Origin of the sequence: Streptomyces liliiviolaceus, assembly GCF_018070025.1 — a bacterium.
Taxonomy (GTDB): Bacteria; Actinomycetota; Actinomycetes; order Streptomycetales; family Streptomycetaceae; genus Streptomyces; species Streptomyces liliiviolaceus.
Map to the genome: position 1 here is coordinate 4,018,748 of NZ_JAGPYQ010000001.1, position 24,395 is coordinate 4,043,142.

Genomic DNA, 24,395 nt, shown 5'->3' on the forward strand with positions numbered 1-24,395 from the left:
TCAGAACCCGCTCCGCGCCCCACCATCCACCGGCACCATGATCCCCGTCAGATAAGACGCCGCAGGCGACAGAAGAAACGCGGCGGTCCGCCCGAACTCCTCCGGCCTCCCGTACCGCCGCAACGGAATCCGCGCCTCATGGGCGGCCCGAGTGGCCTCGGGATCAGCCGAGTACCCGTCCAGCTCGCGCACGCGATCCGTGTCGATCCGCGCAGGCAGCACCCCCACCACCCGGATCCCCCGCGGCCCCAGCTCGTCGGAGAGGGACTTGGCGAACCCGGCGAGCCCGGGCCGCAGCCCGTTGGAGATGGTCAGCCCCGCGATCGGCTCGTGCACCGACCCGGACAGCACGAACCCGATGACCCCGCCCTCGCCCAGCTCGGCGGCGGCCGCCCGCGCCAGCCGCACCGCCCCGAGGAAGACGGACTCGAACCCCGCCTGCCACTGCTCGTCCGTGTTGTCGGCGACGAAGCCGGGCGGCGGCCCGCCGACGCTGATCAGGATGCCGTCGAAGCCGCCGAACCGCTCACGGGCGGCCGCGATCAGGGCCGACGGCGCGGAGGGATCGGCGTTGTCCACGGCCACCCCGTGGGCGTTCGGCCCGAGCGCCGTCGCCGCCTCGGCCACCGTCTTCCCGTCGCGCCCGCTGACGACCACCTTCGCGCCGTCGGCGACGAGTTCGCGCGCGGAGGCGTGACCCAGGCCGCGCGTTGCTCCGGTGACGACGTAGACACGGTCCTTCAGTCCAAGATCCATGGCTCCTATCCTGCCTCGTCCGCTCCTGTCCCGTCCCCCTCGGGCACCCCCGTCTTCCCCTCGTCGTCGAACAGCGCGAGGGCGGTGCCCACCAGACCGATGTGGCTGAACGCCTGCGGAAAGTTGCCGAGCTGGTGTCCGGCCACGGGGTCGTACTCCTCCGCCAGCAGCCCCACGTCGTTGCGGAGCGCGATCAGCCGCTCGAACAGGTCGTGGGCCTCCTTCGTACGCCCCGTCAGATGCAGCGCGTCCGCCAGCCAGAACGAGCAGACGAGGAACGAACCCTCGCCGCCGGGCAGCCCGTCGACATCCTTGAGGTCCGACCCGGACGGCTCCGAGCCGTGCGGGCCGGAGCCGTCGAGGGACGCGTCGTAGCGGTGCACGAAGCCGTCGCGGGCGAGTTCCGAGCGCACCGCGTCGACCGTGCCGACCACCCGCGGATCGTCCGGCGGCAGGAAGCCGAGGCGGGGGATGAGCAGCAGCGCGGCGTCCAGTTCACGCGAGCCGTAGGACTGCGTGAACGTGTTCCGCTCGGGGTCGAAGCCCCGCTCGCACACCTCCCGGTGCACCTCGTCCCGCATCGCGCGCCATTTGTCGGCGTCGCCGTCCAGCCCGGGGTTCTCCTCCAGAGTGCGTACCGTGCGGTCGGCGGCGACCCACGCCATCACCTTCGAGTGCACGAAGTGGCGGCGCGGCCCGCGCACCTCCCACAGCCCCTCGTCGGGCTTGCGCCACGCCGTGTGCAGGAACTCCATCAGGGCCTGGTGCAGCCGCCACATGTCGGGTTCGGCGGGCAGCCCCGCGTGCTGCGCCAGCGTGAGGGAGTCGATCACCTCCCCGTACACGTCGAGCTGCAGCTGCCGTACGGCGTCGTTGCCGATGCGCACCGGCGCCGAGCCGTGGAATCCGGGCAGCCACGCCAGTTCGTACTCGGGGATCCGCCGCTCGCCCGCCAGCCCGTACATGATCTGCAGGTCCGCCGGATCGCCCGCGACCGCGCGCAGCAGCCAGTTGCGCCACGCCTCCGCCTCCTCCTGGTAGCCGCACGCGAGGAGCGCGCCCAGGGTGAGCGTGGAGTCCCGCAGCCAGCAGTAGCGGTAGTCCCAGTTGCGGACGCCGCCGATCTCCTCGGGCAGCGAGGTCGTGGGCGCCGCGACGATGCCGCCGCTCGGCGCGTACGTGAGGGCCTTGAGGGTGATCAGGGAGCGGACGACCGCGTCGCGGTGCGGTCCGTCGTAGCGGCAGCGGGCCGCCCAGGCCCGCCAGTCGTCGACGCTGTGCTCCAGCGCCTCGAACGGGTCGACCAGGTCGGGGCGCGGCTCGTGCGAGGGGTGCCAGGTCAGGACGAAGGCGACCTTCTCGCCCTCGGCGACCGTGAACTCCGAGTGCGTACCGAAGTCCTCGCCCCAGGTGTGCACCTCGGGTTCGCTGCGCAGCCACACCGAGTCCGGGCCGGCCACGGCGACCCGGTGGCCGTCGGACCTGCGGACCCAGGGGACGACCGAGCCGTAGTCGAAGCGCAGGCGCAGGGTGCTGCGTACGGTGACGCGGCCCTTGAGGCCCTCGACGATCCGTACGACGTCGGGGGCGCGGTCGCGCTGCGGCATCAGGTCCGTGACGCGTACCGAGCCGTCCTCGGTGTCCCACTCGGTGTCGAGCACGAGGGTGTCGGGCCGGTAGGCCCGCCTCGTGCAGGTGTCCGCCCCCTTCGGCGCGAGCCGCCAGTGGCCGTTGTCGTCGTCGCCGAGCAGTTTCGCGAAGCAGGCGGCCGAGTCGAACCGGGGGAGGCAGAGCCAGTCGACGGAGCCGTCCCGGGCTACCAGGGCGGCGGTCTGGTGGTCGCCGATGAGCGCGTAGTCCTCGATGGAAGGGTGCACGTTGTGCGGGTTCCCTGGGGATCCCGCGATCAACCTCGGCGGTTGGCCTGCCGGGTCCCCGTGCCGGGGGTGCGTTGTCGTCTGCGGGCCCGGTGGGGGCTGGCCGCGCAGTTCCCCGCGCCCCTGAAGGCGCGCGAGTGCCCCGGCGTTTTCAGGGGCGCGGGGAACGGCGCAGTCTTTTCGCCTGAAGGCGGGCGGTGCCGGGCGTCTTTAGGGGCGCGGGGAACTGCGCAGTCTTTTCGCCTTGAGTGGGGCCGACCGCGTGCCGCGGTGGTCAGACGGTGGCCGGCTCCGTCGCCGGGGAGGACTCCGCCTCGGCCGCCGCCTCCTCGCGGTCGCGGCGCTCACGGCGGACCAGGACCACGAAGCCCACCGGAACCCCCGCGGCGAAGAGCCACCACTGGACCGCGTACGCCATGTGGGGTCCGATGTCGCTGTGGTTCGGGGCCCCGATCAGTTCGGGGACGTCACCCTTCGGCTCGGGCGCGGTCAGGTCGATGTACCCGCCGAGGACCTGCTTGCCGAGCGCCTTCGCCTGCTGCTCGCTGTTGATCAGCATGACCATGCGGTCGGGCAGTCCGCTGACGTCCTTGATGCCGCTGCCGCCGGACGTCTCGTCGGCCATCAGCCGGCCGGTGACCGTGGTCTCGCCCCGCGCCGGCGCGGGCACCTTCGGGAACTCGGTCTGCGCGCCGTCCGCGGGGATCCAGCCGCGGTTGACCATGAGGACCCGGCCGTCGTCCAGGACGAACGGTGTCAGTACGTGGAAGCCGACCTCTTCGTCCGAGTTGGTGCGGCGCCGGACCACGACCTCGTCGGCGGTGTCGAACGTGCCCTTCGCCGTCACCCGGCGGTACAGGTCGTCGCGCTCGACCGCCTGCCCCGGCGCGGTCAGCGACTCGGCGGGGACCGGCTTCGCGGACAGCGAGTCCGAGATCACCTGGTTCAGCGCGACCTTGTGCTCGTGCCGGTGCAGTTGCCAGAATCCCAGCTCGATCATCGTCGGGATGAGCGCGAGCATGATGAGGGTGAGGATCACCCACTGCCGGGACAACAGGAAGCGGTACACCCCACGACCGTACAACCGGGTCGTGGGGCGCGTTCGGTCGGGTACCGGGTCGCCCGCGTATCCGGTCACACCCTGTCGACGATCCCCACCTTTCCCTCCGCGCGGGCGCAGTGGGCACCGCAGTACCAGTGGCCCTCGACCTCGACGCCCTGCCCGATGATCTGGACCCGGCAGTGCTCGCACACGGGTGCCATGCGGTGGATCGCGCAGGAGAAGCAGTCGAAGACGTGCACCGCTCCCTGTGCGTGGACCTCGAAGGTCATTCCGTAGCTGTTGCCGCAAACCTCACATGTCGCCATGCGCCACAGGGTGGGCCGTTCCCACGGTCCGGGCGAGCGGTCCGTGGGCGAGTCGCACGGCAATCACCCGTCCGTACGGTCACGTCCGCGCTCACGCCTGCGCTCACTTCTGCGCCGCTGGTCCCTCAGCCGGTTCCACGTTCCCGAGGAGCTGGCCGAACGCCGCCTCGTCGACGACCGGGGTGCCGAACTGGCGCGCCTTGACCACCTTGGACGTACCGGACTCCGGGTCGTTCGTGACGAGCAGGCTGGTCAGCCGGGACAGGCTCGTCGCGACATGCAGTCCGGCCTCGACGGCACGGTCCTCCAGGAGGTCGCGCTCGACCGAGGTGTCCCCGGAGAACGCGATCCGCATGCCCTGTTTGAGCTGCTTGCCCGGTTCGTACCGGCCCGGGTTCGGATACGGGCAGGCGGGCCGCTTGCGCGAGGGACGCCAACTCGCGGGCGGCCCCGACGAGTAGCCCCCGGAGCTCCCGGACTGCCGTCCGATGAGCGGGGCCGCCCGGTCCGTCCACTCCGTCAGCGGCCGGCACTCCAGGAGCGGCAGCCGTACGCCGTCGCGCGCCGCGGTGTGCAGACTCGGCCGGAACGCCTCGGCCAGCACGCGCGCGTCGTCCAGCGCGTGGTGCGCGCGCTGCTGCACGACGCCGAAGTGCGCGGCCAGCGACTCCAGCTTGTGGTTGGCCAGCGGCAGCCGCAGTTCCTTGGACAGCGCGATGGTGCACAGGCGCTGACGGACCGGCGCCTCGCGCTCGGCGCGCGCGTACTCCCGGGCGATCATCGACCAGTCGAAGACCGCGTTGTGCGCGACGAGCACCCTGCCCTCAAGGCGGGTCGCGAACTCCTCGGCGATCTCCGGGAACAGGGGCGCCCCTTCGAGGACCTCGCTGGTCAGGCCGTGGATCCACACCGGGCCGGGGTCGCGCTCCGGGTTGACCAGCGTGTACCAGTGGTCCTCGACCTCGCCGCGCGCGTCCAGCCGGTAGACCGCGGCCGACACTATGCGGTCGTCGCGGGCCAGCCCTGTGGTCTCGACGTCGACGACCGCGTACCCCTGGGGATACGCGGCCGGCCACGGGGTGGCGGACGGTGCGGTCTGACGGTCTTCGAGCATGGTCACTGAGGATAAGGGGCGCGACTGACACTCCTGCCCCCGGAGTCCGAACCCGGGGCGGATTCAGCCCTCTTCGACGACATTCCGGCGATTTCCCGCGGGCTCGTGCCTGCACGGCTATGGACCATTGCCGCGCCCGGTGCGACCGTGCTGCGCGCCTGGACCGAACGGGTGGCACGCGCGAGCGGAACGCACGGGTGACCCGGACGAGCGGAATGCGCCACTGACACGCACGAGCGGAACGCATACGACGCGAAGGGCGGTACGGCATGGCACGCGTACGGTACGGCGCGCGGACCGGGGCGGAGATCGCCGCCGCGCGCACCGCGGGTTCCCGGCTCCCCGACATCTGGTCCACCGGGGTGGTGGCCGTCTGGGAGAGCGACCCGGACGCGGTCGCGGCGGTCCTGCCGCCTCCGCTGAAACCCACCGCACGACCCCTCGTGAGGGTGAACATCAGCAAGGTGGACCTGCCCGGATACCCGCTGGGCGCCGGTTCGTTCGCGGTCGCCGCCGCGCACGACGGCGTCGAGGGCTGGTATCCGCTCGTCATGCCGATGACCCACGAACGGGCCCTGATCGGCGGCCGTGAGGTCTTCGGCGAACCCAAGAAACTGGGCGAGGTGACGGTCGAACGCGAGGGCCTCGTCGTACGCGCCGCCCTCGCCCGGCACGGCATCGAGTTCGTGGAGGTGCGCGGCGCCGTGAGCGGGCCGCTGCCCCTGCCGGAACCGACCCGGAAGACCGACTTCTACTTCAAGTTCCTGCCCGCGGTGGACGGTTCGGGCGACGGTTCCGGTTTCGACGCCGGTCCCGTCCTCGTGCACTGCGTACGCAACGAGAAGGTGCGGAAGCTCGAACGGATCTCCGGCGACGTCGTCCTGCGGGAGTCGATGTACGACCCCGTGGCCGATCTCCCGGTCCGCGAACTCGTCGGGATCACCGTCGGCGAGAAGACCACGGACCAGAAGGGCACGGTCGTCGAACGCGTCGACGCGCAGGCGCTGTTGCCGTACATCCACCAGCGGTACGACGACCCGCAGCAGATCCTCGACGGGCCGCCCCCGGGGAGTGCCTGATGGAACTGGCCGAGGGGCAGGTGGCCGTCGTCACGGGCGCGGCGAGCGGGGTCGGACTGGCCCTGGCACGGCGGTTCGCGGCGGACGGGCTGAAGGTCGTCCTCGCGGACGTGGAGGAGGGCGCCCTGGAGAAGGCCGCCGCCGCGCTGCGCGAGGACGGAGCCGTGGTGCACGCGCGCGTGGTGGACGTCGGCGAGCGCGAGGAGGTCGTCGCGCTCGCCGAGGAGACGTACGACAGGTTCGGTGCCGTGCACGTCCTGTGCAACAACGCGGGTGTCGGCTCGGGCGCCGAGGGCCGGATGTGGGAGCACGACCCGAACGACTGGAAATGGGCGTTCGCGGTCAACGTGTGGGGTGTCTTCCACGGCATCCAGGCCTTCGTCCCGAGGATGCTGGCCGGCGGCGAACCGGGCCACGTCGTCAACACCTCGTCCGGCGACGGCGGCATCGCGCCGCTGCCCACCGCGTCGGTGTACGCCGTCACCAAGTCCGCCGTCGTGACGATGACCGAGTCCCTGTACGCGCACCTGCGAGCGGAGCACGCGCGCGTGGGGGCCTCCGTGCTCTTCCCCGGGCCCCACATGCTCCGTACGGGCCTGTGGGAGTCGCACCGCAACCGGCCGGCCCGGTACGCCAAGCAGCGGCCCCGCAGGACCCCGTACCGCAGCCTCGGCCAGTGGGAGGCCGCGATGAAGGAGGCGGGCAAGGAGGTGCGGTTCACGCCGGTCGAGGAGGTCGCCGACTTCGTGGCGGACGGCATCCGCGCGGACCGCTTCTGGCTGCTGCCCGAGAGCGAACACAGCGACGCGCAGATCCGCGCGCGGTCGCGCTCGATGCTCGACCGCGCCGATCCGGCGTACCTGGAGAACTTCATCCTGGACTGAGAGCCGAACCGAGGAGCCGTCATGTCCTCTGCACCGGAGCCCTATCTGATCATCTCCTCCGACTGCCACGCCGGACTGCCCACAGAGGAGTACCGGCCCTACCTGGAGGCCCGCTTCCACCGGGACTTCGACGAGTTCCTCGCGGGGCAGGGCCGCCGCCGCGAGGAGATGACACGGCTGGGCATCCGCAACGAGTCCTTCGCCGACAAGTGGTTCCACGACAACGAGGAGGGCCTGCGCGGCGGCTGGGACTCCGCACAGCGCCTCAAGGAGCTGGACGGCGACGGGGTGGCGGGCGAGGTGGTCTTCCCGGACGCCGACGCCGTGGACAGCCGTACGGCCGCGCCCTTCGGCGTGGGCCTCGGCCTCTCCGGGGACCACGACCCGGACCTCGGCATGGCGGGCGCGCGGGCCCACAACAGGTGGCTGGCCGAGTTCGTCGGCGAGCACCCCGAACGGCACTGCGGAGTCGCCCTGTTGCCCGTCACGGCCCCCACCGGACAGGTCGTCGCCGAGATCCACCGCGCCAGGGAGTCGGGACTCGGCGCGCTGATGATCCCCTCCATGTGGGTCGACAAGGAGCCCTACCACGACCGCCGTTACGACCCCGTGTGGGCGGCGGCGGCCGAGTGCGGGATGCCGGTGATGACCCACTCCGGAGCGGCGCCGCGCCACGAGTACGGCGACCACCTCGGCATCTATGTGAGCGAGGTGACCTGGTGGCCCGCGCGCCCCCTGTGGTTCCTGCTCTGGTCCGGTGTCTTCGAACGCCATCCCGGGCTGAGGTTCGGTGTGGCCGAGTCCGGCTGCTGGTGGCTGCCGAACCTGCTGTGGTTCATGGACCGGCTCTACCTGGGCGCGCACGGCGGCAAGAAGCTGTCCCCCTTCGCGGAACTGCGGCGTCCGCCGCACGAGTACCTCGACCGCCAGGTCTTCATCTGCGCGACCAACACCAAACGCCGTGAACTGGCCCAGCGGTACGAGATCGGCGTCGACAACATCCTCTGGGGCAGCGACTTCCCGCACCCGGAGGGCACCTGGCCCGACACGCGCGCGTGGCTGTCGCGGACCTTCCACGACATCCCGGTGGCGGAGACCCGCCGCATGCTGGGCCTCGCGGCGGCGGAGGTCTTCGGCTTCGACACCGAACGGCTCGCCCCGCTCGCGCGCCGCATCGGCCCGACCCCTTCCGACCTCGGCCAGTCCGAGGACCAGCCGGCGGTGGAGGCGTCCTGGGCGCGCTCGCGCGAGGTGGGCCGCCACTGGCTGACGGACCACGACTTCCCCGTCCTGGGGGTGACCCCGTGAGCACGGAACGTACGAGCGGCTCGGACCGCTACACGGTCGTCTCGGCGGACTGCCACGCCGGGGCCGACCTGCTGGACTACCGGCCGTACCTGGCGAAGGCGTACCACGACGAGTTCGACGCCTGGGCGGCCACGTACGTCAATCCGTACGAGGACCTGATGGCCGACACGGCCGACAAGAACTGGAACTCGGAGCGCCGGCTCGCGGAGCTGGAACAGGACGGCATAGTCGCCGAGGTGGTGTTCCCGAACACCATCCCGCCGTTCTTCCCGTCCGGGTCGCTGATGGCGCCGGCGCCGACGGCGGAGGAGTTCGAACGGCGCTGGGCGGGCCTGCGCGCCCACAACCGCTGGCTGGCGGACTTCTGTTCGGCCGCCCCGGGCCGCCGGGCGGGCGTCTTCCAGATCCTCCTGAACGACGTGGAGGAGGCGGTGAAGGAGATCAGGTGGGCCGTCGGGGCGGGCCTCAAGGGCGGCCTCCTGCTGCCCGGCACCCCGCCGGGCTCCGGACTCCCCGAGCTGTACTCGTCGGCGTACGACCCCATCTGGACGGTGTGCGAGGAGCTGGACGTCCCCGTGAACCACCACGCGGGCTCGGCCTCGCCGCCGCTCGGGGAGGAGCCGGCGGCCCGGGCGGTCTTCATGGTGGAGACGACCTGGTTCTCGCACCGGGCGCTCTGGCACCTGATCTTCGGCGGCGCCTTCCGCCGCCACCCGGGCCTGAAGCTGGTGCTGACCGAGCAGGGTTCGGGCTGGATCCCCGGGGTGCTCGACATGCTGGACTACTACCACGGCCGCCTGGTGGCCGCGGCGACGAGGGCGGCCACCGCCGAGTCCAAGTTCGGCGCGGGACTGGCCGACTCGATGGGCAAGGGTCCTTCCCAGGTATGGCGCGACAACTGCTTCGTAGGAGCGAGTTTCATGCGCCCCCACGAGGTGCCGCTGCGGGACCGCATCGGCCTCGACAAGATCATGTGGGGCAGCGACTACCCGCACGACGAGGGCACCTACCCGTACAGCAGGGAGGGCCTGCGGATCGCGTACGCGGGCCTGCCGCGCGAGGAGGTCACGGCGATGGCGGGCGGGAACGCGGCCCGCGTGTACGGCTTCGACCTGACCCTCCTCGACCCCCTCGCGGCGAAGATCGGCCCGACGGTGGAGGAGATCGCCGAGCCGCTGGGCGACCCACCGCCGGACGCGACGAGCCCGGCGTTCGCCCGGGGAGGATCGGTACGGGTCTGGTGACGGCCGGGCCGCTCTCGTGACGGGTCGGTCCGGCCCGCGGGGCGCGCCCGGTGCGATCCTCGCCCTGTGACCGAACCGATCCCCGACGAGACGCGTGGCGAGACCCACGACGAGACCCACGACGAGGCGCACGGCGGTGCGCTGGCCTCGCGGCTGAACTGGCTGCGGGCCGCGGTACTGGGCGCCAACGACGGCATCGTGTCCACGGCGGGACTCGTGGTCGGCGTCGCCGGGGCCACGGACGACCGCTCCACACTGCTCACGGCCGGACTCGCCGGGCTCCTCTCCGGCTCGATGTCCATGGCGGCGGGGGAGTACGTCTCCGTCTCCACCCAGCGGGACTCCGAGAAGGCCGCCCTGGCCCTGGAACGCCGAGAACTGCGCGAACAGCCACAGGCCGAACTGGAGGAACTCACCGAACTGCTGGAGGAACGGGGGCTCTCGCGGGAGGTGGCCCGGGAGGCGGCGCAGCAGCTCACCGAACGGGACGCGCTGCGGGCCCACGCGCGCGTGGAGCTCGGCATCGACCCGGACGAGCTGACGAACCCGTGGCACGCGGCCTGGGCGAGCTTCTTCGCGTTCACGGTCGGGGCGCTGCTCCCGCTGCTGGCCATCGTCCTGCCGGCCGTCGCCTGGCGACTCCCGGTCACCGTGGTCTCGGTCCTCGCGGCCCTGGTCGCCACCGGCTGGGGCAGCGCCCGCCTGGGAGCGGCGCGCCCGGCCCCGGCGGTACTGCGCAACGTGGCGGGCGGGGCACTCGCGATGGCGGTGACCTATGGGGCGGGGGTGTTGCTGGGGGCGGTGGGGGTGTGACGGTCGGGGACGGCGACCTGCGGTCGAGGTTGCGGACGGCGGCCTGCGGTCATTGGCGGAGATCACCAAGAAACAAGCGCGTACCGTCGGTAATACTTGTGGGTAACAACGTCTAGCCGCGGCCGACCGGCCGTCCTACGGTGCAGTAATGCCGAACCTGCCCGATGTCGTGCTGTGGTCGATACCCGCCTTCGTGCTGCTCACCGTGGTGGAGATGGTGAGTGTCCGCATCCATCCGGACGAGGACGCCGCGGGCTACGAGACGAAGGACGCCGCCACCAGTGTCGGCATGGGCCTGGGGAGCCTGGCCTTCGACTTCCTGTGGAAGATCCCGATCCTCGCCGTCTACACCGCCATATATGAGCTGACACCACTACGCGTGCCCGTCCTGTGGTGGACCGTGCCACTGCTTCTGCTGGCGCAGGACTTCTTCTACTACTGGTCCCACCGCGGGCACCATGTGATCCGCATCCTGTGGGCCTGCCACGTGGTGCATCACAGCAGCGAGAAGTTCAACCTCACCACCGCGCTGCGGCAGCCCTGGACGAGCTGGACGGTGTGGCCGTTCTACGTGCCGCTCATCGCCCTCGGCGTCCATCCGGCCGCGCTCGCGTTCTGCTCGTCCGCGAACCTCGTGTACCAGTTCTGGATCCACACCGAGCGCATCGACAAGCTGCCCCGGGCCTTCGAGTTCGTCTTCAACACGCCCTCCCACCACCGGGTCCACCACGCCTCCCAGGGCGGCTATCTGGACCGCAACTTCGGCGGGATCCTGATCGTCTGGGACCGGCTCTTCGGGTCGTTCGTCCCGGAGACGGACCGGCCGGTGTACGGGCTGACCAAGAACATCCACACCTACAACCCGATCCGGGTCGCCACGCACGAGTACGCCGCCATCGCCAGGGACCTGCGGACGGCGGGGAGCTGGCGCGAGCGGGCCGGGCGGGTGTTCGGCGGGCCGGGCTGGCAGCCCCGCCCGTCGGAGCCCGCGCCCGTCTCGGAGCCCGCGCCCGCCTCGGCATCCGCGCCCGTCTCGTCCTCCGCCTCCTCTCCGGTGCGGGCCGCCTCCACGGAGACCCCCGTCCCGGAATCCGCCGCGTGAGTCCGCGCCGCGCGCGCGTGCCGCTCGTCGCCCTCGGCGTCTCCTTCGCCCTGGTGAGCGCCGCGGACCTCGTCTCCCTGGCCGTCGGCCTCGACACCGGTCACGCCGTGGCCAAGCCGCTACTGATGCCCCTGCTCGCCGCCTGGGCGCATCTGCGCGGCGGACCCCGGCTCCTCGTCGCCGCCCTGATGTTCGGGTGGGGAGGCGACGTCCTGCTCCTCCTCGACGCCGAACCGGCGTTCCTCGCCGGGATGGCCTCCTTCGCGGCGGGCCATGTCTGCTACCTGCTGCTCTTCGCGAAGTTCGGCGGATCGGCCGCCCGGGGCACACGATCGGGCCGCCTCACGGCAGCCGCGTACGCCCTCGCCCTCCTCGCCACCGTCACCCTCCTGTGGCCGGGCCTTCCCGCCGACCTCCGGGTGCCCGTCGCCGGCTACAGCCTGCTGCTGACCGCGATGGCGTACGGCGCCACACGGCTCGGACCCCTCGCGGCGGCCGGGGGCGCCCTGTTCATGCTGTCGGACACCCTCATCGCGACCGGCGTCGCCGAATGGCCGCAGCCGCCACGGCCCGACCTGTGGATCATGCTGACCTATATCGCGGCGCAGTACCTGCTGGTCAGCGGCGTACTCGGGGCTCCCGGCGCGCGCCCCGGACCCTCTGCGACGTACCGTGGGAACCGGACCGTCACCACCTCATGACCGTCCACCTCACGACCGTCCGACCGAAGACGGTCACCACCTGAAGACGGTCACCACCTGAGCACCGTCACCACCTGAGCCGGAAGCAGGACCCCGCATGCGCGCCACCACCATCCACGCCCCGTTCGACCTGCGCGTGGAGGACGTCCCCGACCCGGTGGTGCGGCAGCCGGGCGACGCCGTCGTACGGGTCCTGCGCTCCTGCGTCTGCGGCAGCGACCTGTGGGCGTACCGGGGCGAGTCCGCGCGGACACCCGGGCAGCGCATCGGGCACGAGTTCCTCGGGATCGTCGAGGAGACCGGCGCGGAGGTGGGCTCCGTCCGCAGGGGCGATCTCGTCGTCGCGCCCTTCATGTGGTCCGACGGTGTGTGCGACTACTGCCGCGAAGGGCTCACCACCTCCTGCGAACACGGCGGATTCTGGGGTTCCGTGGGGTCCGACGGCGGACAGGGCGAGGCCGTGCGCGTCCCGTACGCCGACGGCACGCTCGTCGCGCTGCCCGCCGAGGCCGCCTCCGACGACCGTCTGCTGGCCGCCCTGCTCACCCTCTCCGACGTCCTGGGGACCGGCCATCACGCCGCCCTCGGCGCGGGCGCCCGCCCCGGCGCCACGGTCGCCGTCGTCGGCGACGGAGCGGTCGGCCTGTGCGCCGTGCTCGCCGCCAGGCATCTCGGCGCCGAGCGGATCATCGCGCTGGGCCGCCATGAGACGCGTACGGACCTCGCACGCCGTTTCGGAGCCACCGACGTCGTCGCCGAACGCGGGGACGCGGCCGTCGAGGCGGTCCGTGCGCTCACCCGCGGCCAGGGCGCCCACGCCGTCGTCGAGGCCGTCGGCACCGAGCAGTCGATGAGCACGGCCGTGAACATCACCCGCGACGGCGGCGCCATCGGCTTCGTCGGCGTGCCGCACGGCAGCGGCACCGGCCTCGACCTGAGCGTCATGTTCGACCGGAACATCGCCCTGCGGGGCGGGGTCGCGCCCGTCCGCGCGTACATCCCGGAGCTGCTGCCCGACGTGCTGGACGGGACCGTCGACCCGTCGCCCGTCTTCGACCTGACGGTTCCTCTGGAGGGCGTACCGGACGGTTACAAGGCGATGGACGGGCGCACCGCGCTCAAGGTGATGGTCACCTACTGACCCGGGTCGCCTACTGACTCCGGCGGGCCGGACCGTCACCAGCGGATCGGCACCGGCACCGCCGTCAGCAGGGCCGAGACCGCCACCACCAGACCCAGCACCACGACCTCCGCGCGCGCGGGGGAGTAGGCGGTGAGCGGATCGGCCGCCCGGCGCAGCCGGCGCCGGGCCCACAGCGCGAGGACGGCGACGACGACCACGAGGAGCACCTTCGCGAGCAGCGTGCGCCCGTACGCCGTCGTCGTCAGCTGGTCCAGTACCGTGCCGGGCGGCATCCGGCGCAGCGTGCTGCACACGCCCGTCGCGGTGATCGCGGCGAGCAGGACGGCCGCCACGCGCGCGTAGAGGCCCAACAACGCGGCGCCCTCCCCGGGGGCGCTGCTGCGCCACCGGAGCAGCGTGCGCAGGACGTACAGCAGCCCGCCCGCCCACAGGGCCGCACAGGTCACGTGAACGAGCGTCAGGCCCGAACCGATCAGCGGGCTCTGTTCGGTCGTCGGATGGGCGCGCAGGGCCTCCGCGACGGCCACCGCGGCCAGCGGCCACACCTGGGTGCCCGGACGGCGCGACAGGGCGCACAGGCCCAGTACGACGAACGCGTTGACCTCCAGGAGCGCGAGCGCCCCGTCCCGCGACTGGTAGAGCCCGCCGATGTCCATGTCGGAGAGCCGGCGCGGCACCAGGTTCCCCGTGGCCACCACCGACGCGAGACCGAGCGCGGCGACGAAACCGGCGGCGGCCGACACCGGGGCCCAACTGCGCGGGGTGTCCTGCCACGGGGCGCCGGGCACCCGACGCGCCAGCCGGGTGACGAACAGCTCGCCGGCCGGCACGCACACCGCCGCGAACAGGACCGTCCGCAGGAACGCGATCCCGCCCACCCCGGGCGCGGCGGCCTCGCCCGTGCCGTCCAGCGCGAGGGACGGCCCGAGCAGGGGGATCAGCGCGGCCAGCGCCACCAGGGCGAGGACGGTCACGGAACGCTGGAGGGAGGCCGCGCTCACCCGGGGAGCGCCCGCCTCGCCCCCGGCGTCGGCAGTCGGTCGTATCGAACTCACCCCAAGATCTTCACCAGTCGTCCCAGACCGGGGCAAGTCCTGGAAAACAACTGGCGGAACGGCATTCCACCCGCCCCACGGGCATTCCGCCCATTCATACGCGCCCGGCGGTCCCGCGACTCAGCCGGGGACGCAGGGAATCCGCACCCGTCGACAGCGTGCCTGCGAACACGAAGGGGCCGGACAGCACACGGCTGCCCGGCCCCTCACCCACCCGATGACCTCGGACCGCGCGGGCCCTGCTCGGTCACCGCTGCTCGGTCACGGCTACTTGGTCACCGCGTCCAGCGCGTCCGCGGTGCCCCAGCCGTAGAAGCTGTTGCGGTTCTTCGAGCCCTCGCAGACCGCGTCGACCTTGCCGTCGCCGTCGATGTCGTACGGGTCCGTGCACGGCGTGGCGTCGGCCTCCGCGTACAGCAGGGCCTTGACCAGGGCGGCCGAGGCGTGCGGGTGCGTCGACTTGATCAGGGCCGCGACGCCCGCGACGTGCGGGGACGCCATCGACGTACCGGCCATGTAGCCCCACGAGCCGCCCGGCAGCGGGCCGAGGATCAGGCCGCTGGTGGCGGGCGGGGCGGGGGTCTGGTAGCGCGTCGAGTCGCCGCCGGGGGCCGCGATGTCGATGACGCCCAGGCCGTGGTTGGAGAAGGACGACTTGATGCCCTTGGCGCCGGTCGACGCGACCGTGACGACACCCGGCAGCTGGGTCGGGATGTCGAGGCACTCGGACGGGTCGATGACGCGGTCCGAGGGGGTCGAGTCGTTCGGCGAGGTCGGGTCGGTGATCTCGTCGGCGGCGAGGTCGTAGTTCTCGTTGCCGGCCGCCGCGACGTTGACCGTGCCCTTCTTCTCCGCGTACTTCGTGGCCCGGGTGAGGGCCTCGACGAGCGCCTTCTGGTCCGGGTCGTTCTTGCAGTTGAAGTACCACGGGTCGGTGTAATAGCTGTTGTTCGTGACGTCCACGCCGTGCTCGGCCGCCCACATGAAGCCGCAGACGACGGCCTCCGTGTAGAAGAAGCCGGCCGTGGTGGAGACCTTGATGCCGGAGACCTTCACGCCGGGCGCGACACCGGTGACGCCGACGCCGTTCTTGGCGGCGGCGATCTCGCCGGCCACGTGCGTGCCGTGCGGGCTCTCGGCGGCGCTCGGCCGCCAGGCGCCGTCGGTCGTGTCCGGCTTGCCCGACACGCAGTTGACCGACGCCTCGCGGTCGAAGTTCGGCGCGATGTCGGGGTGCGTGTCGTCGACGCCGGTGTCGATCACGGCGACGGTGACCTTCTTGCTGCCGAGCGTCTTCTCGTGCGCCTTGTCCGCCTTGATGGCGGGCAGGTCCCACTGCAGGGGCTCCAGCGGGTCCTGTCCGGCGGCGGCGTCGACGTCGGCGATCTCCTCCGCGGTGAGGGCCTTCGGGGTGCCGACGTCGGTCGTGGACTGCGCGGGCAGCGGGGCCGTACGCGTCGAGCCCGCCGACTCGACTCCGCGCACCTTGCGGATCGTCTTGGCGAAGTCGGCGTTCGACGAGTGGACGACGATCACACCGATCCGGTCGTACGACGTCACGACGGTGCCGCCGGCCTTGGCGATGGCCTTCTTCACGTGCGACGAAGTGCCGTGCCCGGAACGGACGTTGACGACGTAGCTCAGCGGGGTGGCCTCCGCGGAGATCTTCCCGGCCACGTCGGCCGCCGTGGTCGCCCCGGCCGTGCCGGCCGCCGGAGCGGCGGACGCGTTGACGTTCGGCAGGAAGGCGAGAGCCGTGGCCATGGCCATTCCCAGCGGGATGGCTATGAAGCGACGCGAGCGCGTAGTAGGCGCGGTCATGCTGTCTCCAGTTCGTTTTCGCGAGTTCGAGCGGGCCGTGCGGGTGGTACGGGAAGTGCCGGTCGTGCGGGCGGGTGCGGGCCGTGCGGGAAGTCCTCTGGCGGAAACCGGCCCGAACCGGCGGAGTGCAGGCCTACTTGACAGCCTTCAGCGCGTTGACGATGCCGAAGCCGTAGAAGCCGTTCACGCGCCTGCCGCCCTCACAGGTGGCGTCCTGCGTGCCGTTGCCGTCCTGGTCGTACGAGTCCGGGCAGCCCGGGTTGTCCGCCTGGGCCTTCAGCAGCGCCTGCAGCTGGGCGGGACTCGCCCACGGGTGCTCGGACTTCAGCAGCGCGGCGACCCCCGCGGCGTGCGGCGACGCCATCGACGTCCCCTGGAGGAAGCCGTACTGGTTGTTCGGCATCGTGGAGAGGATGCGGCCGTTCTTCGACGGGGTGTCCGGGATCTGGTAGAGCCGGTCACCACCGGGAGCGGCGATGTCGATGACACCCTTGCCGTACGTCGAGTAGTACGACTTGAGGTTCTGAACGCCGGTCGCGCTCACCGTCACGACACCCGGCAGCTGGGTCGGTACGTCGAAGCACTCGTGCGGGTCGATCGTGCGGGTGACCGGCGTCGAGTCGTCGGGGCTCGACTCGTCCACGATGGCGTCCGAGGCCAGGTCGTGGTTGGAGTTTCCGGCCGACGCGAGGTGCAGGGTGCCCTTCTTCGTGGCGTACTGCTGGGCCCGGTTGACCGCGTCGACGATCGCCTTCTGGTCCGGGTCGTCCATGCAGTTGTAGAGCCACGGGTCCACGTAGTAGCTGTTGTTCGTGATCTCCACGCCGTGGTCGGCGGCGAACACGAAGGCGCAGACGACGCTCTCCGGGTAGAAGAGTCCGTTGTCCGGGTCGCTGACCTTGATGCCGGAGACCTTCACACCGGGCGCGACACCGGCGACGCCGATGCCGTTGCGGGCGGCGGCGATCTCACCGGCGACATGCGTGCCGTGGTAGTCGTCGGCGGTGTACGGACGCCAGGCGCCCGCGCTCGTGTCGGCGACGCCGCCCACGCAGTTGGCGGACTGCTGGGCGGAGAAGTTGGGGGCCAGGTCCGGGTGCGTGTCGTCGACACCCGTGTCGATCACGGCGACCGTGACCTTCCTGCTGCCCGGGTTGATCTTCGCGGCCTTGTCGGCGCCTATCGCGCGCAGGTCCCACTGGTCGGCCTCAAGGGGCTCGCTCTCCGGGGTGGCCGCGGCCTTCACCTTGGCGGCCTCGGCGGCCGACAGATAGTCGGCGGCGCCCTCGTCCGTCGTACCCGCGGCGGTCAGCGGGGTCGTACGCGTGGCACCGGCGGACTGGACGCCGCGCACCGCGCGGATCTGCGATCCGAACTCGGGACTGGCCGAGTGGGCGACTATGACGCCGATCTTCTCGTACGTGACGACGACGGTGCCGCCGGCCTCGACGATCGCCTTCTTCACCGACGTGAGCGTGCGGTGGTCGGTCTTCGTGTTGACCACGTACGCGAGGTTCGGTCCGTCGGCCGCGGTGGCGACGGGAGCGGACCGCTGCGGCGCGGCCGAAGCGGCACCCGGCAGGAAACCGAGCGTGGCGGTGAGCGACAGCACGACGGGCACGGCGAGAGCGAGGCGGCGTCTGGAGCGCAGATGAGCCATGGGGTCTCCACATCATCCGGAAAAGGAACCGGCCCGAACACAGGTGGTGCTCGGGCAGGTACATGACTGGGTGGTGCAGGGCGAAGCTATCTCCCGGCATCCCTGGCCAGCAATGACTTACGGGGATGTCTTGTGGGACGCCGGAACCGAGTTCCGAAAGAAGTGCCCGGTGTTGAACCGCTCCCCGTGCCGCGCCGTGACGTTGAGCAGGGAGCACGAGCACCGTCGAGCCCCCTGTTGGATCACGCCCGGGGGACCTAGCATCGCCACCCGGCCCACGTGATCCACGTCACCGTGAGGTCAGAGATCAGCCATGCCCGAAGCCAGCCCGCCCGCCGATCCGGACAGACCCCCGTCCGGTACCGGACCCGCACCCGACCCCGCCTCAGAACCCGCACCCGCAACGCGAGGAGACTCCGTGGCCACCGACGCACCACCCCCCTCGAAAGCCGAACCTCATCTCCCGACCACAGCGGAGTTCGTCGAGGTGCAGGAGAGCGCCGAGTTCGGTGAGCTGCGCCGCGCCCACCGCTCCTTCGCCTTCCCGCTGACCATCGGCTTCATCAGCTGGTACCTGCTGTACGTCCTGCTGTCGATCTACGCGGACGACTTCATGGGCACCAAGCTGTTCGGCAACTTCAACGTCGCCTTCGTGCTGGGCCTCGCCCAGTTCCTCACCACGTTCCTCATCGCCTGGTGGTACGAGCGTCACTCCTCGTCCAAGCTCGACCCCAAGGCCGAGGCGATCAAGTCCCGGATGGAGGGCGGCGCATGAGCCCCGCGATCGGTCAGGTACAGCTCGCACAGGCGCAGCTCGCGGCGGGGGAGGCCAGCGAGCACCGGCCGCTGATCATCTCCCTGTTCGCGGTCTTCGTCGTCGCGACCCTCGTCATCACCGTCTGGGCGGGCCGGCAGACCAAGGACGCCTCCGACTTCTACGCCGGCGGCCGTTCCTTCAGCGCCTTCCAGAACGGGCTCGCCGTCTCCGGCGACTACATGTCCGCGGCCTCGTTCCTCGGCATCGCGGGCGCCATCGCCCTCTTCGGCTACGACGGCTTCCTGTACTCCATCGGCTTCCTCGTCGCCTGGCTGGTGGCACTGCTCCTGGTCGCCGAACCGCTGCGCAACTCCGGCCGCTACACGATGGGCGACGTGCTCGCCTACCGCATGCGCCAGCGCCCGGTCCGTACCGCCGCGGGCACCTCCACGATCGTCGTCTCGATCTTCTATCTGCTCGCGCAGATGGCGGGCGCGGGCGTCCTCGTCTCGCTGCTCCTCGGCATCACCAGCGACGCGGGCAAGGTCGGCATCGTCGCCCTGGTCGGCGTCCTGATGATCGTGTACGTCACCATCGGCGGCATGAAGGGCACCACCTGGGTCCAGATGGTCAAGGCCGTGCTGCTCATCGGCGGCACCCTGCTCATCACCTTCCTGGTGCTGCTCAAGTTCGACTTCAACGTCTCGGAGCTGCTGGGCAAGGCCGCCTCGAACAGCGGCGGCGGCGCGGCGTTCCTGGAGCCCGGCCTGAAGTACGGGCTCACGACCACCTCCAGCATCGACTTCATCTCGCTGGGCATCGCCCTGGTGCTGGGCACCGCCGGTCTGCCGCACATCCTGATCCGCTTCTACACCGTGCCCAACGCCAAGGCCGCGCGTAAGTCCGTGAACTGGGCGATCGGCATCATCGGCGGCTTCTACCTGATGACCATCGCGCTCGGCTTCGGCGCGGCGGCCCTCATCTCGAAGGAGGAGATCGTCGAGTCGAACCCGGCGGGCAACACGGCGGCCCCTCTGCTCGCCCTGCATCTGGGCGGCGTCGACTCGGCCTGGGGCGCGATCCTGCTCGCCACGATCTCCGCGGTGGCCTTCGCCACGATCCTCGCGGTGGTCGCCGGTCTGACCCTCGCGTCGTCCTCGTCGTTCGCCCACGACATCTACGCGAACGTCATCAGGAAGGGCAAGGCCACCGAGAAGGAGGAGCTCAACGCGGCCCGTTACGCCACCATCGGCATCGGTGTCGTCTCCATCGGCCTCGGCGCCCTGGCCCGTGACCTCAACGTCGCCGGCCTGGTGGCCCTCGCCTTCGCGGTCGCCGCCTCCGCCAACCTCCCGACGATCCTCTACAGCCTCTTCTGGAAGCGGTTCACCACCCAGGGCGCGCTGTGGTCGATCTACGGAGGACTCGCCACGGCGGTCGGCCTGGTGCTCTTCTCGCCGGTCGTCTCCGGCAAGGCCACCTCGATGTTCCCGGACGTCGACTTCCACTGGTTCCCGCTGGAGAACCCGGGCATCATCTCGATCCCCGTCGGCTTCCTGCTGGGCTTCCTCGGCACCCTCCTGTCCAAGGAGAAGGCGGACGCTGGCAAGTACGCCGAGCTGGAGGTCCGCTCCCTCACCGGAACCGGAGCGCACTGACCTCCGGCCACCGACCGTCAGGTACTGCGTCAGGTACCGCGTCAGGTACTGACTGTCACGCACCGCGGCCGCGTCGTAGATCCCTACGACGCGGCCGCGGTGCGTCTCGTGGGATCGGGCCACCCGTGTTGTCGGTCCCGTCACGTAGGCTCGTTGATATCGGATCGACTGATCGTTCGAAGCCCGCAGTACCGAGGGAGGGGGCCCACGTGCTCATCGACACCTACGGCCGGGTGGCCACCGACCTGCGCGTCTCACTGACCGACCGGTGCAACCTCAGATGTACGTACTGCATGCCCGAGGAGGGCCTGCAGTGGCTGGCCAAGCCGGACCTGCTCACGGACGACGAGATCGTCCGCCTCATCGACCTGGCGGTGACCCGGCTCGGCATCACCGAGGTCCGCTTCACCGGCGGCGAGCCCCTGCTGCGCCCCGGTCTGGTCGGCATTGTGGAGCGTGTGGCGGCCCTCGAACCCCGCCCCCAGATGTCCCTGACGACGAACGGCATCGGCCTCAAGCGCACCGCGACCGCCCTCAAGGCGGCGGGCCTCGACCGGGTCAACGTCTCGCTGGACACCCTGCGCCCGGACGTCTTCAAGACTCTCACCCGCCGTGACCGCCACAAGGACGTCATCGAGGGCCTCGAAGCGGCCCGCGCCGCGGGACTGACGCCGGTCAAGGTCAATTCCGTACTGATGCCCGGACTGAACGAGAACGAGGCGCCGGACCTGCTCGCCTGGGCCGTGGAGAACGACTACGAACTGCGGTTCATCGAGCAGATGCCGCTGGACGCGCAGCACGGCTGGAAGCGCGACGGCATGGTCACCGCCGGTGACATCCTCGCCTCGCTGCGCACGCGCTTCGAGCTGACGGAGGAGGGGGCCGACGAGCGTGGCTCGGCACCCGCCGAGCGCTGGGTGGTGGACGGCGGCCCGCACCGGGTCGGCGTGATCGCCTCGGTCACCCGCCCGTTCTGCTCGGCCTGCGACCGTACGCGGCTCACCGCGGACGGGCAGGTCCGCACCTGCCTCTTCGCCCGGGAGGAGACCGATCTGCGGGCGGCGCTCCGCTCGGACGCGCCGGACGAGGAGATCGCCCGGATCTGGCGGCTGTCGATGTGGGGGAAGAAGGCCGGGGCAGGACTGGACGACCCCACGTTCGTCCAGCCGGACCGCCCGATGTCGGCGATCGGCGGCTGACCGCCCGGCTCGCCCCTCACTGGCCGGGCTGCTGCTCCGCGGGTTCCCATTCCGCCAGGAGGACCACGTCCTTCAGGAACCCGCGGACGCCCAGGAACTTCGACAGATGGTCGCGGTGCTCCTCGCACGCGAGCCACGTCTTGCGGCGCTCCGGCGTGTGCAGTTTCGGGTTGTTCCAGGCGAGCACCCACACGGCGTCGGCCCGGCAGGCCTTGGCGGAGCAGATGGGGGAGGACGGGGAGGACGGCTCGGAACCGGGAACGTTCAGGATCACGTCCTCGACAGTAGTCGAGTCCCGACGGGTTCCCACGGGTGCCGGCGGGTCCGGAAAAGGCGACGCCGAGCAGCCACGGGGGGAGCTGCCCGGCGTCGGTCTGTCACTCCGACGGGGGATGCGGAGTGCGTACCAAGTATGTCACGGCTAACCCATCGCCCGGCAACGGAACAACATGATTGATCTGAGCTTTTCTTGAGCTTGGCAGAGGTTTCGGATTCCGCTTTTTCCGGATCCCCGGTGCTCAGGCCCGTTCGTGCGGCTCGTCCCGCAGCCGTGTGCCGGGGTCGGCCGTCAGGTCTTCCGCGACGGGTTCCGCGGCCCCGCCGGCGCTCGGACCCGCAAGCATCGGACGGGTCGGGGCGGTCACGAAAGTGGACGGCAGCGAGGGCGCGTTCTCGCGTCCCGCGTTGGCGATCACGACGGAGATGTAGGGGAGCAGCACGCCGAGCACCAGCGCAACGACGGCGACATGGCGCTCCACGTTCCAGAGCGTGGCCGCGAGGACGACGGAAACGGTACGGACGGACATCGAGATGATGTAGCGGCGCTGCCTGCCCCGTACGTCGTCGGCGAGCCCCTGCCTGGCCCCGGTGATCCGGAAGACCTCGGTCTCGCTCTGCTTCCGCATCACGTTCCACCACCCCGCCTGCGTCGGACGCTCCCTGGCCCGTACGGGCAACAACGTTACGCCGCGGCCGTGCCGCCCACGAGGCCGGGTCGGCTCCGGCGTGGCTGGGGACGTCTGCGCCGTACCGCGTATGGCCGTGCCCGACATGCGCCGTACGGCACCCGGGCCGACACTGGGCGTAATGCTCGCGTAGAGCCGTATAGGAGGCAGCCATGGGCTGGTTGTGGGCGATCATCGTGGGATTCGTACTGGGCTTGCTGGCCAAGGCGATCATTCCTGGCAAGCAGCACAGTCCGCTCTGGCTCACCACGATCTTCGGAATCATCGGCGCGATCGTGGGCAACGCGATCGCCCGCGGTATCGGCATCGGCGAGACCAGCGGCATCGACTGGGGCCGTCACGCCCTCCAACTGGTGGCCGCGGTCGTCATCGTCTTCCTGGGAGACATGCTCTACACGGCAATGAGGGGCAACAAACAAAGAGCCTGAGCGAAGGCGAAAAGATTGCGCAGTTCCCCGCGCCCCTGGAAAGGGGCGCGGGGAACTGCGCAATCTTTTCGCCTTTAGGGGCGCGGGGAACGGCGCGACCAGCCACAGCGCACCCGCACCCGCACCCGAAGAACGCTCCTAACCCCCGACCTCCACGGCCGCAAGCGACTTCTTCCCCCGCCGCAGCACCAGCCACCGCCCGTGCAACAGATCGTCCGCGGAGACAACCGCGTCCTCGGACGCGACCTTCACATTGTTCACGTACGCGCCCCCCTCCTTCACGGCCCGCCGCGCAGCGGACTTGCTGGGCACGAGCCCGACCTCGGCGAACAGGTCGACCACGGACCCCGGCTCGGCCACCCGCACCCGGGGCAGCTCGGACAGCGCGGCACTGAGCGTCGCCGCGTCGAGCTCGGCCAGCTCCCCCTGTCCGAACAGCGCCCGCGAGGCGGCGATCACGGCGGCGGTCTGCCCGGCCCCGTGCACCAGCGTCGTCAGCTCCTCGGCCAGCGCACGCTGCGCCGCGCGGGCCTGCGGACGCTCCTCGGTCAGCTTCTCCAACTCCTCCAGCTCCGCCTGGGACTTGAAGGACAGGATCCGCATGTACGTCGAGACGTCACGATCGTCCACGTTCAGCCAGAACTGGTAGAACGCGTACGGCGTCGTCATCTCCGGGTCGAGCCAGACGGCCCCGCCCTCGGTCTTGCCGAACTTGGTGCCGTCCGCCTTGACCATCAGCGGTGTCGCGATGCAGTGCGCCTGGGCGTCCGGCTCCAGGCGGTGGATCAGGTCCAGGCCCGCCGTGAGGTTGCCCCACTGGTCGCTGCCGCCCTGCTGGAGGGTGCAGCCGTACCTCCGGTACAGCTCAAGGAAGTCCATGCCCTGGAGCAGCTGGTAGCTGAACTCCGTGTAGCTGATGCCCTCCTGGGACTCCAGGCGCCGGGCGACCGAGTCCTTGGTGAGCATCTTGTTGACGCGGAAGTGCTTGCCGATGTCCCGCAGGAACTCGATGGCCGACAGGCCGGCCGTCCAGTCCAGGTTGTTCACCATCACCGCGGCGTTCTCGCCCTCGAAGGACAGGAACGGCTCGATCTGGGAGCGCAGCCGGCCGACCCAGGCCGCGACCGTCTCCGGGTCGTTCAGCGTGCGCTCCGCCGTCGGGCGCGGGTCGCCGATCTGGCCGGTCGCCCCGCCCACCAGGGCCAGCGGACGCAGGCCCGCCTGCTGGAGCCGGCGCATGGTGAGGACCTGCACCAGGTGTCCGACGTGCAGGGAGGCCGCGGTGGGGTCGAAGCCGCAATAGAACGTGACGGGACCGTCCGCGAGCGCCTTGCGCAATGCGTTCTCGTCGGTGGACAGGGCGAACAGCCCGCGCCACTTCAGCTCGTCGACGATGTCCGTCACGGTTCTCGTGTCTCCTTGCATGATCTTCGTGCAGCCGGAAGGACAGCCCTGGGGCAGC

General features: G+C 70.9%; 23 protein-coding genes. 12 read left to right on the top strand and 11 right to left on the bottom strand.

Going from position 1 to position 24,395, the window contains the following annotated elements:
• The 5 genes from J8N05_RS17580 to J8N05_RS17600 all read right to left on the bottom strand — a co-directional run bounded on the left by J8N05_RS17580 (window position 1) and on the right by J8N05_RS17600 (window position 5,115).
• Complete coding sequence (locus J8N05_RS17580; RefSeq protein ID WP_210883867.1) at window positions 1–756, bottom strand: SDR family oxidoreductase; 756 nt, start codon at window positions 754–756, stop codon at window positions 1–3.
• Window positions 757–761: 5 nt separating this feature from the next.
• Window positions 762–2,633 (bottom strand): glycoside hydrolase family 15 protein, encoded by a 1,872-nt coding sequence (locus tag J8N05_RS17585; protein ID WP_210883868.1) that lies wholly within the window; start codon window positions 2,631–2,633, stop codon window positions 762–764.
• A gap of 274 nt (window positions 2,634–2,907) precedes the next feature.
• Window positions 2,908–3,702, bottom strand: coding sequence for an SURF1 family cytochrome oxidase biogenesis protein (locus J8N05_RS17590; RefSeq protein WP_210883869.1), 795 nt, complete (start codon window positions 3,700–3,702; stop codon window positions 2,908–2,910).
• Between the two features lie 65 nt (window positions 3,703–3,767).
• Window positions 3,768–4,001: a hypothetical protein gene (locus tag J8N05_RS17595; protein ID WP_149512948.1), complete on the bottom strand. Its 234-nt coding sequence runs from the start codon at window positions 3,999–4,001 to the stop codon at window positions 3,768–3,770.
• 103 nt (window positions 4,002–4,104) lie between these two features.
• A complete protein-coding gene (locus J8N05_RS17600) occupies window positions 4,105–5,115 on the bottom strand; it encodes a DEDDh family exonuclease (protein WP_210883870.1) in 1,011 nt (336 codons plus the stop codon).
• Between the two features lie 269 nt (window positions 5,116–5,384).
• Here J8N05_RS17600 and J8N05_RS17605 point away from each other — a divergent pair, with 269 nt between their 5' ends.
• The 8 genes from J8N05_RS17605 to J8N05_RS17640 all read left to right on the top strand — a co-directional run bounded on the left by J8N05_RS17605 (window position 5,385) and on the right by J8N05_RS17640 (window position 13,387).
• Window positions 5,385–6,194: an acetoacetate decarboxylase family protein gene (locus J8N05_RS17605; protein ID WP_210883872.1), complete on the top strand. Its 810-nt coding sequence runs from the start codon at window positions 5,385–5,387 to the stop codon at window positions 6,192–6,194.
• On the top strand, window positions 6,194–7,078 hold the full coding sequence (locus J8N05_RS17610; RefSeq protein ID WP_210883874.1) for an SDR family NAD(P)-dependent oxidoreductase: 885 nt from the start codon (window positions 6,194–6,196) through the stop codon (window positions 7,076–7,078). The genes J8N05_RS17605 and J8N05_RS17610 overlap by 1 nt, the downstream gene beginning before the upstream one ends.
• A gap of 21 nt (window positions 7,079–7,099) precedes the next feature.
• Window positions 7,100–8,386: an amidohydrolase family protein gene (locus J8N05_RS17615; RefSeq protein WP_210883876.1), complete on the top strand. Its 1,287-nt coding sequence runs from the start codon at window positions 7,100–7,102 to the stop codon at window positions 8,384–8,386.
• Window positions 8,383–9,630, top strand: a complete 1,248-nt coding sequence (locus J8N05_RS17620; protein WP_210883877.1) for an amidohydrolase family protein — start codon at window positions 8,383–8,385, stop codon at window positions 9,628–9,630. The genes J8N05_RS17615 and J8N05_RS17620 overlap by 4 nt, the downstream gene beginning before the upstream one ends.
• Window positions 9,631–9,696: 66 nt before the next feature.
• On the top strand, window positions 9,697–10,443 hold the full coding sequence (locus J8N05_RS17625) for a VIT1/CCC1 transporter family protein (RefSeq protein ID WP_210883879.1): 747 nt from the start codon (window positions 9,697–9,699) through the stop codon (window positions 10,441–10,443).
• A gap of 148 nt (window positions 10,444–10,591) precedes the next feature.
• Window positions 10,592–11,545: a sterol desaturase family protein gene (locus tag J8N05_RS17630; protein ID WP_210883880.1), complete on the top strand. Its 954-nt coding sequence runs from the start codon at window positions 10,592–10,594 to the stop codon at window positions 11,543–11,545.
• Window positions 11,542–12,246 carry a lysoplasmalogenase gene (locus tag J8N05_RS17635; protein WP_210883884.1) on the top strand — a complete coding sequence of 235 codons (705 nt, stop codon included), beginning with the start codon at window positions 11,542–11,544 and terminating at the stop codon, window positions 12,244–12,246. Before J8N05_RS17630 ends, J8N05_RS17635 begins: the two co-directional genes overlap by 4 nt.
• 97 nt (window positions 12,247–12,343) lie before the next feature.
• Window positions 12,344–13,387 carry a zinc-dependent alcohol dehydrogenase family protein gene (locus tag J8N05_RS17640; RefSeq protein WP_210883886.1) on the top strand — a complete coding sequence of 348 codons (1,044 nt, stop codon included), beginning with the start codon at window positions 12,344–12,346 and terminating at the stop codon, window positions 13,385–13,387.
• 35 nt (window positions 13,388–13,422) lie between these two features.
• Here J8N05_RS17640 and J8N05_RS17645 read toward each other — a convergent pair whose 3' ends face one another.
• From J8N05_RS17645 to J8N05_RS17655, 3 genes are all read right to left on the bottom strand, one after another.
• On the bottom strand, window positions 13,423–14,445 hold the full coding sequence (locus J8N05_RS17645) for a CopD family protein (RefSeq protein ID WP_407699913.1): 1,023 nt from the start codon (window positions 14,443–14,445) through the stop codon (window positions 13,423–13,425).
• A 267-nt stretch (window positions 14,446–14,712) separates the two neighbouring features.
• Window positions 14,713–16,266 carry a S8 family peptidase gene (locus J8N05_RS17650; RefSeq protein WP_210883887.1) on the bottom strand — a complete coding sequence of 518 codons (1,554 nt, stop codon included), beginning with the start codon at window positions 16,264–16,266 and terminating at the stop codon, window positions 14,713–14,715.
• A 133-nt stretch (window positions 16,267–16,399) separates the two neighbouring features.
• Window positions 16,400–17,926 (bottom strand): S8 family peptidase, encoded by a 1,527-nt coding sequence (locus J8N05_RS17655; RefSeq protein WP_210883890.1) that lies wholly within the window; start codon window positions 17,924–17,926, stop codon window positions 16,400–16,402.
• Window positions 17,927–18,344: 418 nt separating this feature from the next.
• On the opposite strand from J8N05_RS17655, the gene J8N05_RS17660 reads away from it, so the two are divergent.
• From J8N05_RS17660 to moaA, 3 genes are all read left to right on the top strand, one after another.
• Complete coding sequence (locus J8N05_RS17660; RefSeq protein WP_210883892.1) at window positions 18,345–18,701, top strand: DUF485 domain-containing protein; 357 nt, start codon at window positions 18,345–18,347, stop codon at window positions 18,699–18,701.
• Window positions 18,698–20,341: a solute symporter family protein gene (locus tag J8N05_RS17665; RefSeq protein ID WP_210883894.1), complete on the top strand. Its 1,644-nt coding sequence runs from the start codon at window positions 18,698–18,700 to the stop codon at window positions 20,339–20,341. The genes J8N05_RS17660 and J8N05_RS17665 overlap by 4 nt, the downstream gene beginning before the upstream one ends.
• A 209-nt stretch (window positions 20,342–20,550) precedes the next feature.
• Window positions 20,551–21,540: a GTP 3',8-cyclase MoaA gene (gene moaA / locus J8N05_RS17670; RefSeq protein WP_247706308.1), complete on the top strand. Its 990-nt coding sequence runs from the start codon at window positions 20,551–20,553 to the stop codon at window positions 21,538–21,540.
• 16 nt (window positions 21,541–21,556) lie between these two features.
• Here moaA and J8N05_RS17675 read toward each other — a convergent pair whose 3' ends face one another.
• A complete protein-coding gene (locus J8N05_RS17675; protein WP_210883895.1) occupies window positions 21,557–21,814 on the bottom strand; it encodes a hypothetical protein in 258 nt (85 codons plus the stop codon).
• Between the two features lie 244 nt (window positions 21,815–22,058).
• Window positions 22,059–22,445 carry a DUF3099 domain-containing protein gene (locus tag J8N05_RS17680; RefSeq protein ID WP_210883896.1) on the bottom strand — a complete coding sequence of 129 codons (387 nt, stop codon included), beginning with the start codon at window positions 22,443–22,445 and terminating at the stop codon, window positions 22,059–22,061.
• Between the two features lie 212 nt (window positions 22,446–22,657).
• Here J8N05_RS17680 and J8N05_RS17685 point away from each other — a divergent pair, with 212 nt between their 5' ends.
• Complete coding sequence (locus tag J8N05_RS17685; protein ID WP_210883898.1) at window positions 22,658–22,933, top strand: GlsB/YeaQ/YmgE family stress response membrane protein; 276 nt, start codon at window positions 22,658–22,660, stop codon at window positions 22,931–22,933.
• Window positions 22,934–23,071: 138 nt separating this feature from the next.
• Here J8N05_RS17685 and tyrS read toward each other — a convergent pair whose 3' ends face one another.
• Window positions 23,072–24,337 carry a tyrosine--tRNA ligase gene (gene tyrS, locus J8N05_RS17690; RefSeq protein ID WP_210883900.1) on the bottom strand — a complete coding sequence of 422 codons (1,266 nt, stop codon included), beginning with the start codon at window positions 24,335–24,337 and terminating at the stop codon, window positions 23,072–23,074.
• Window positions 24,338–24,395: the final 58 nt, after the last annotated feature.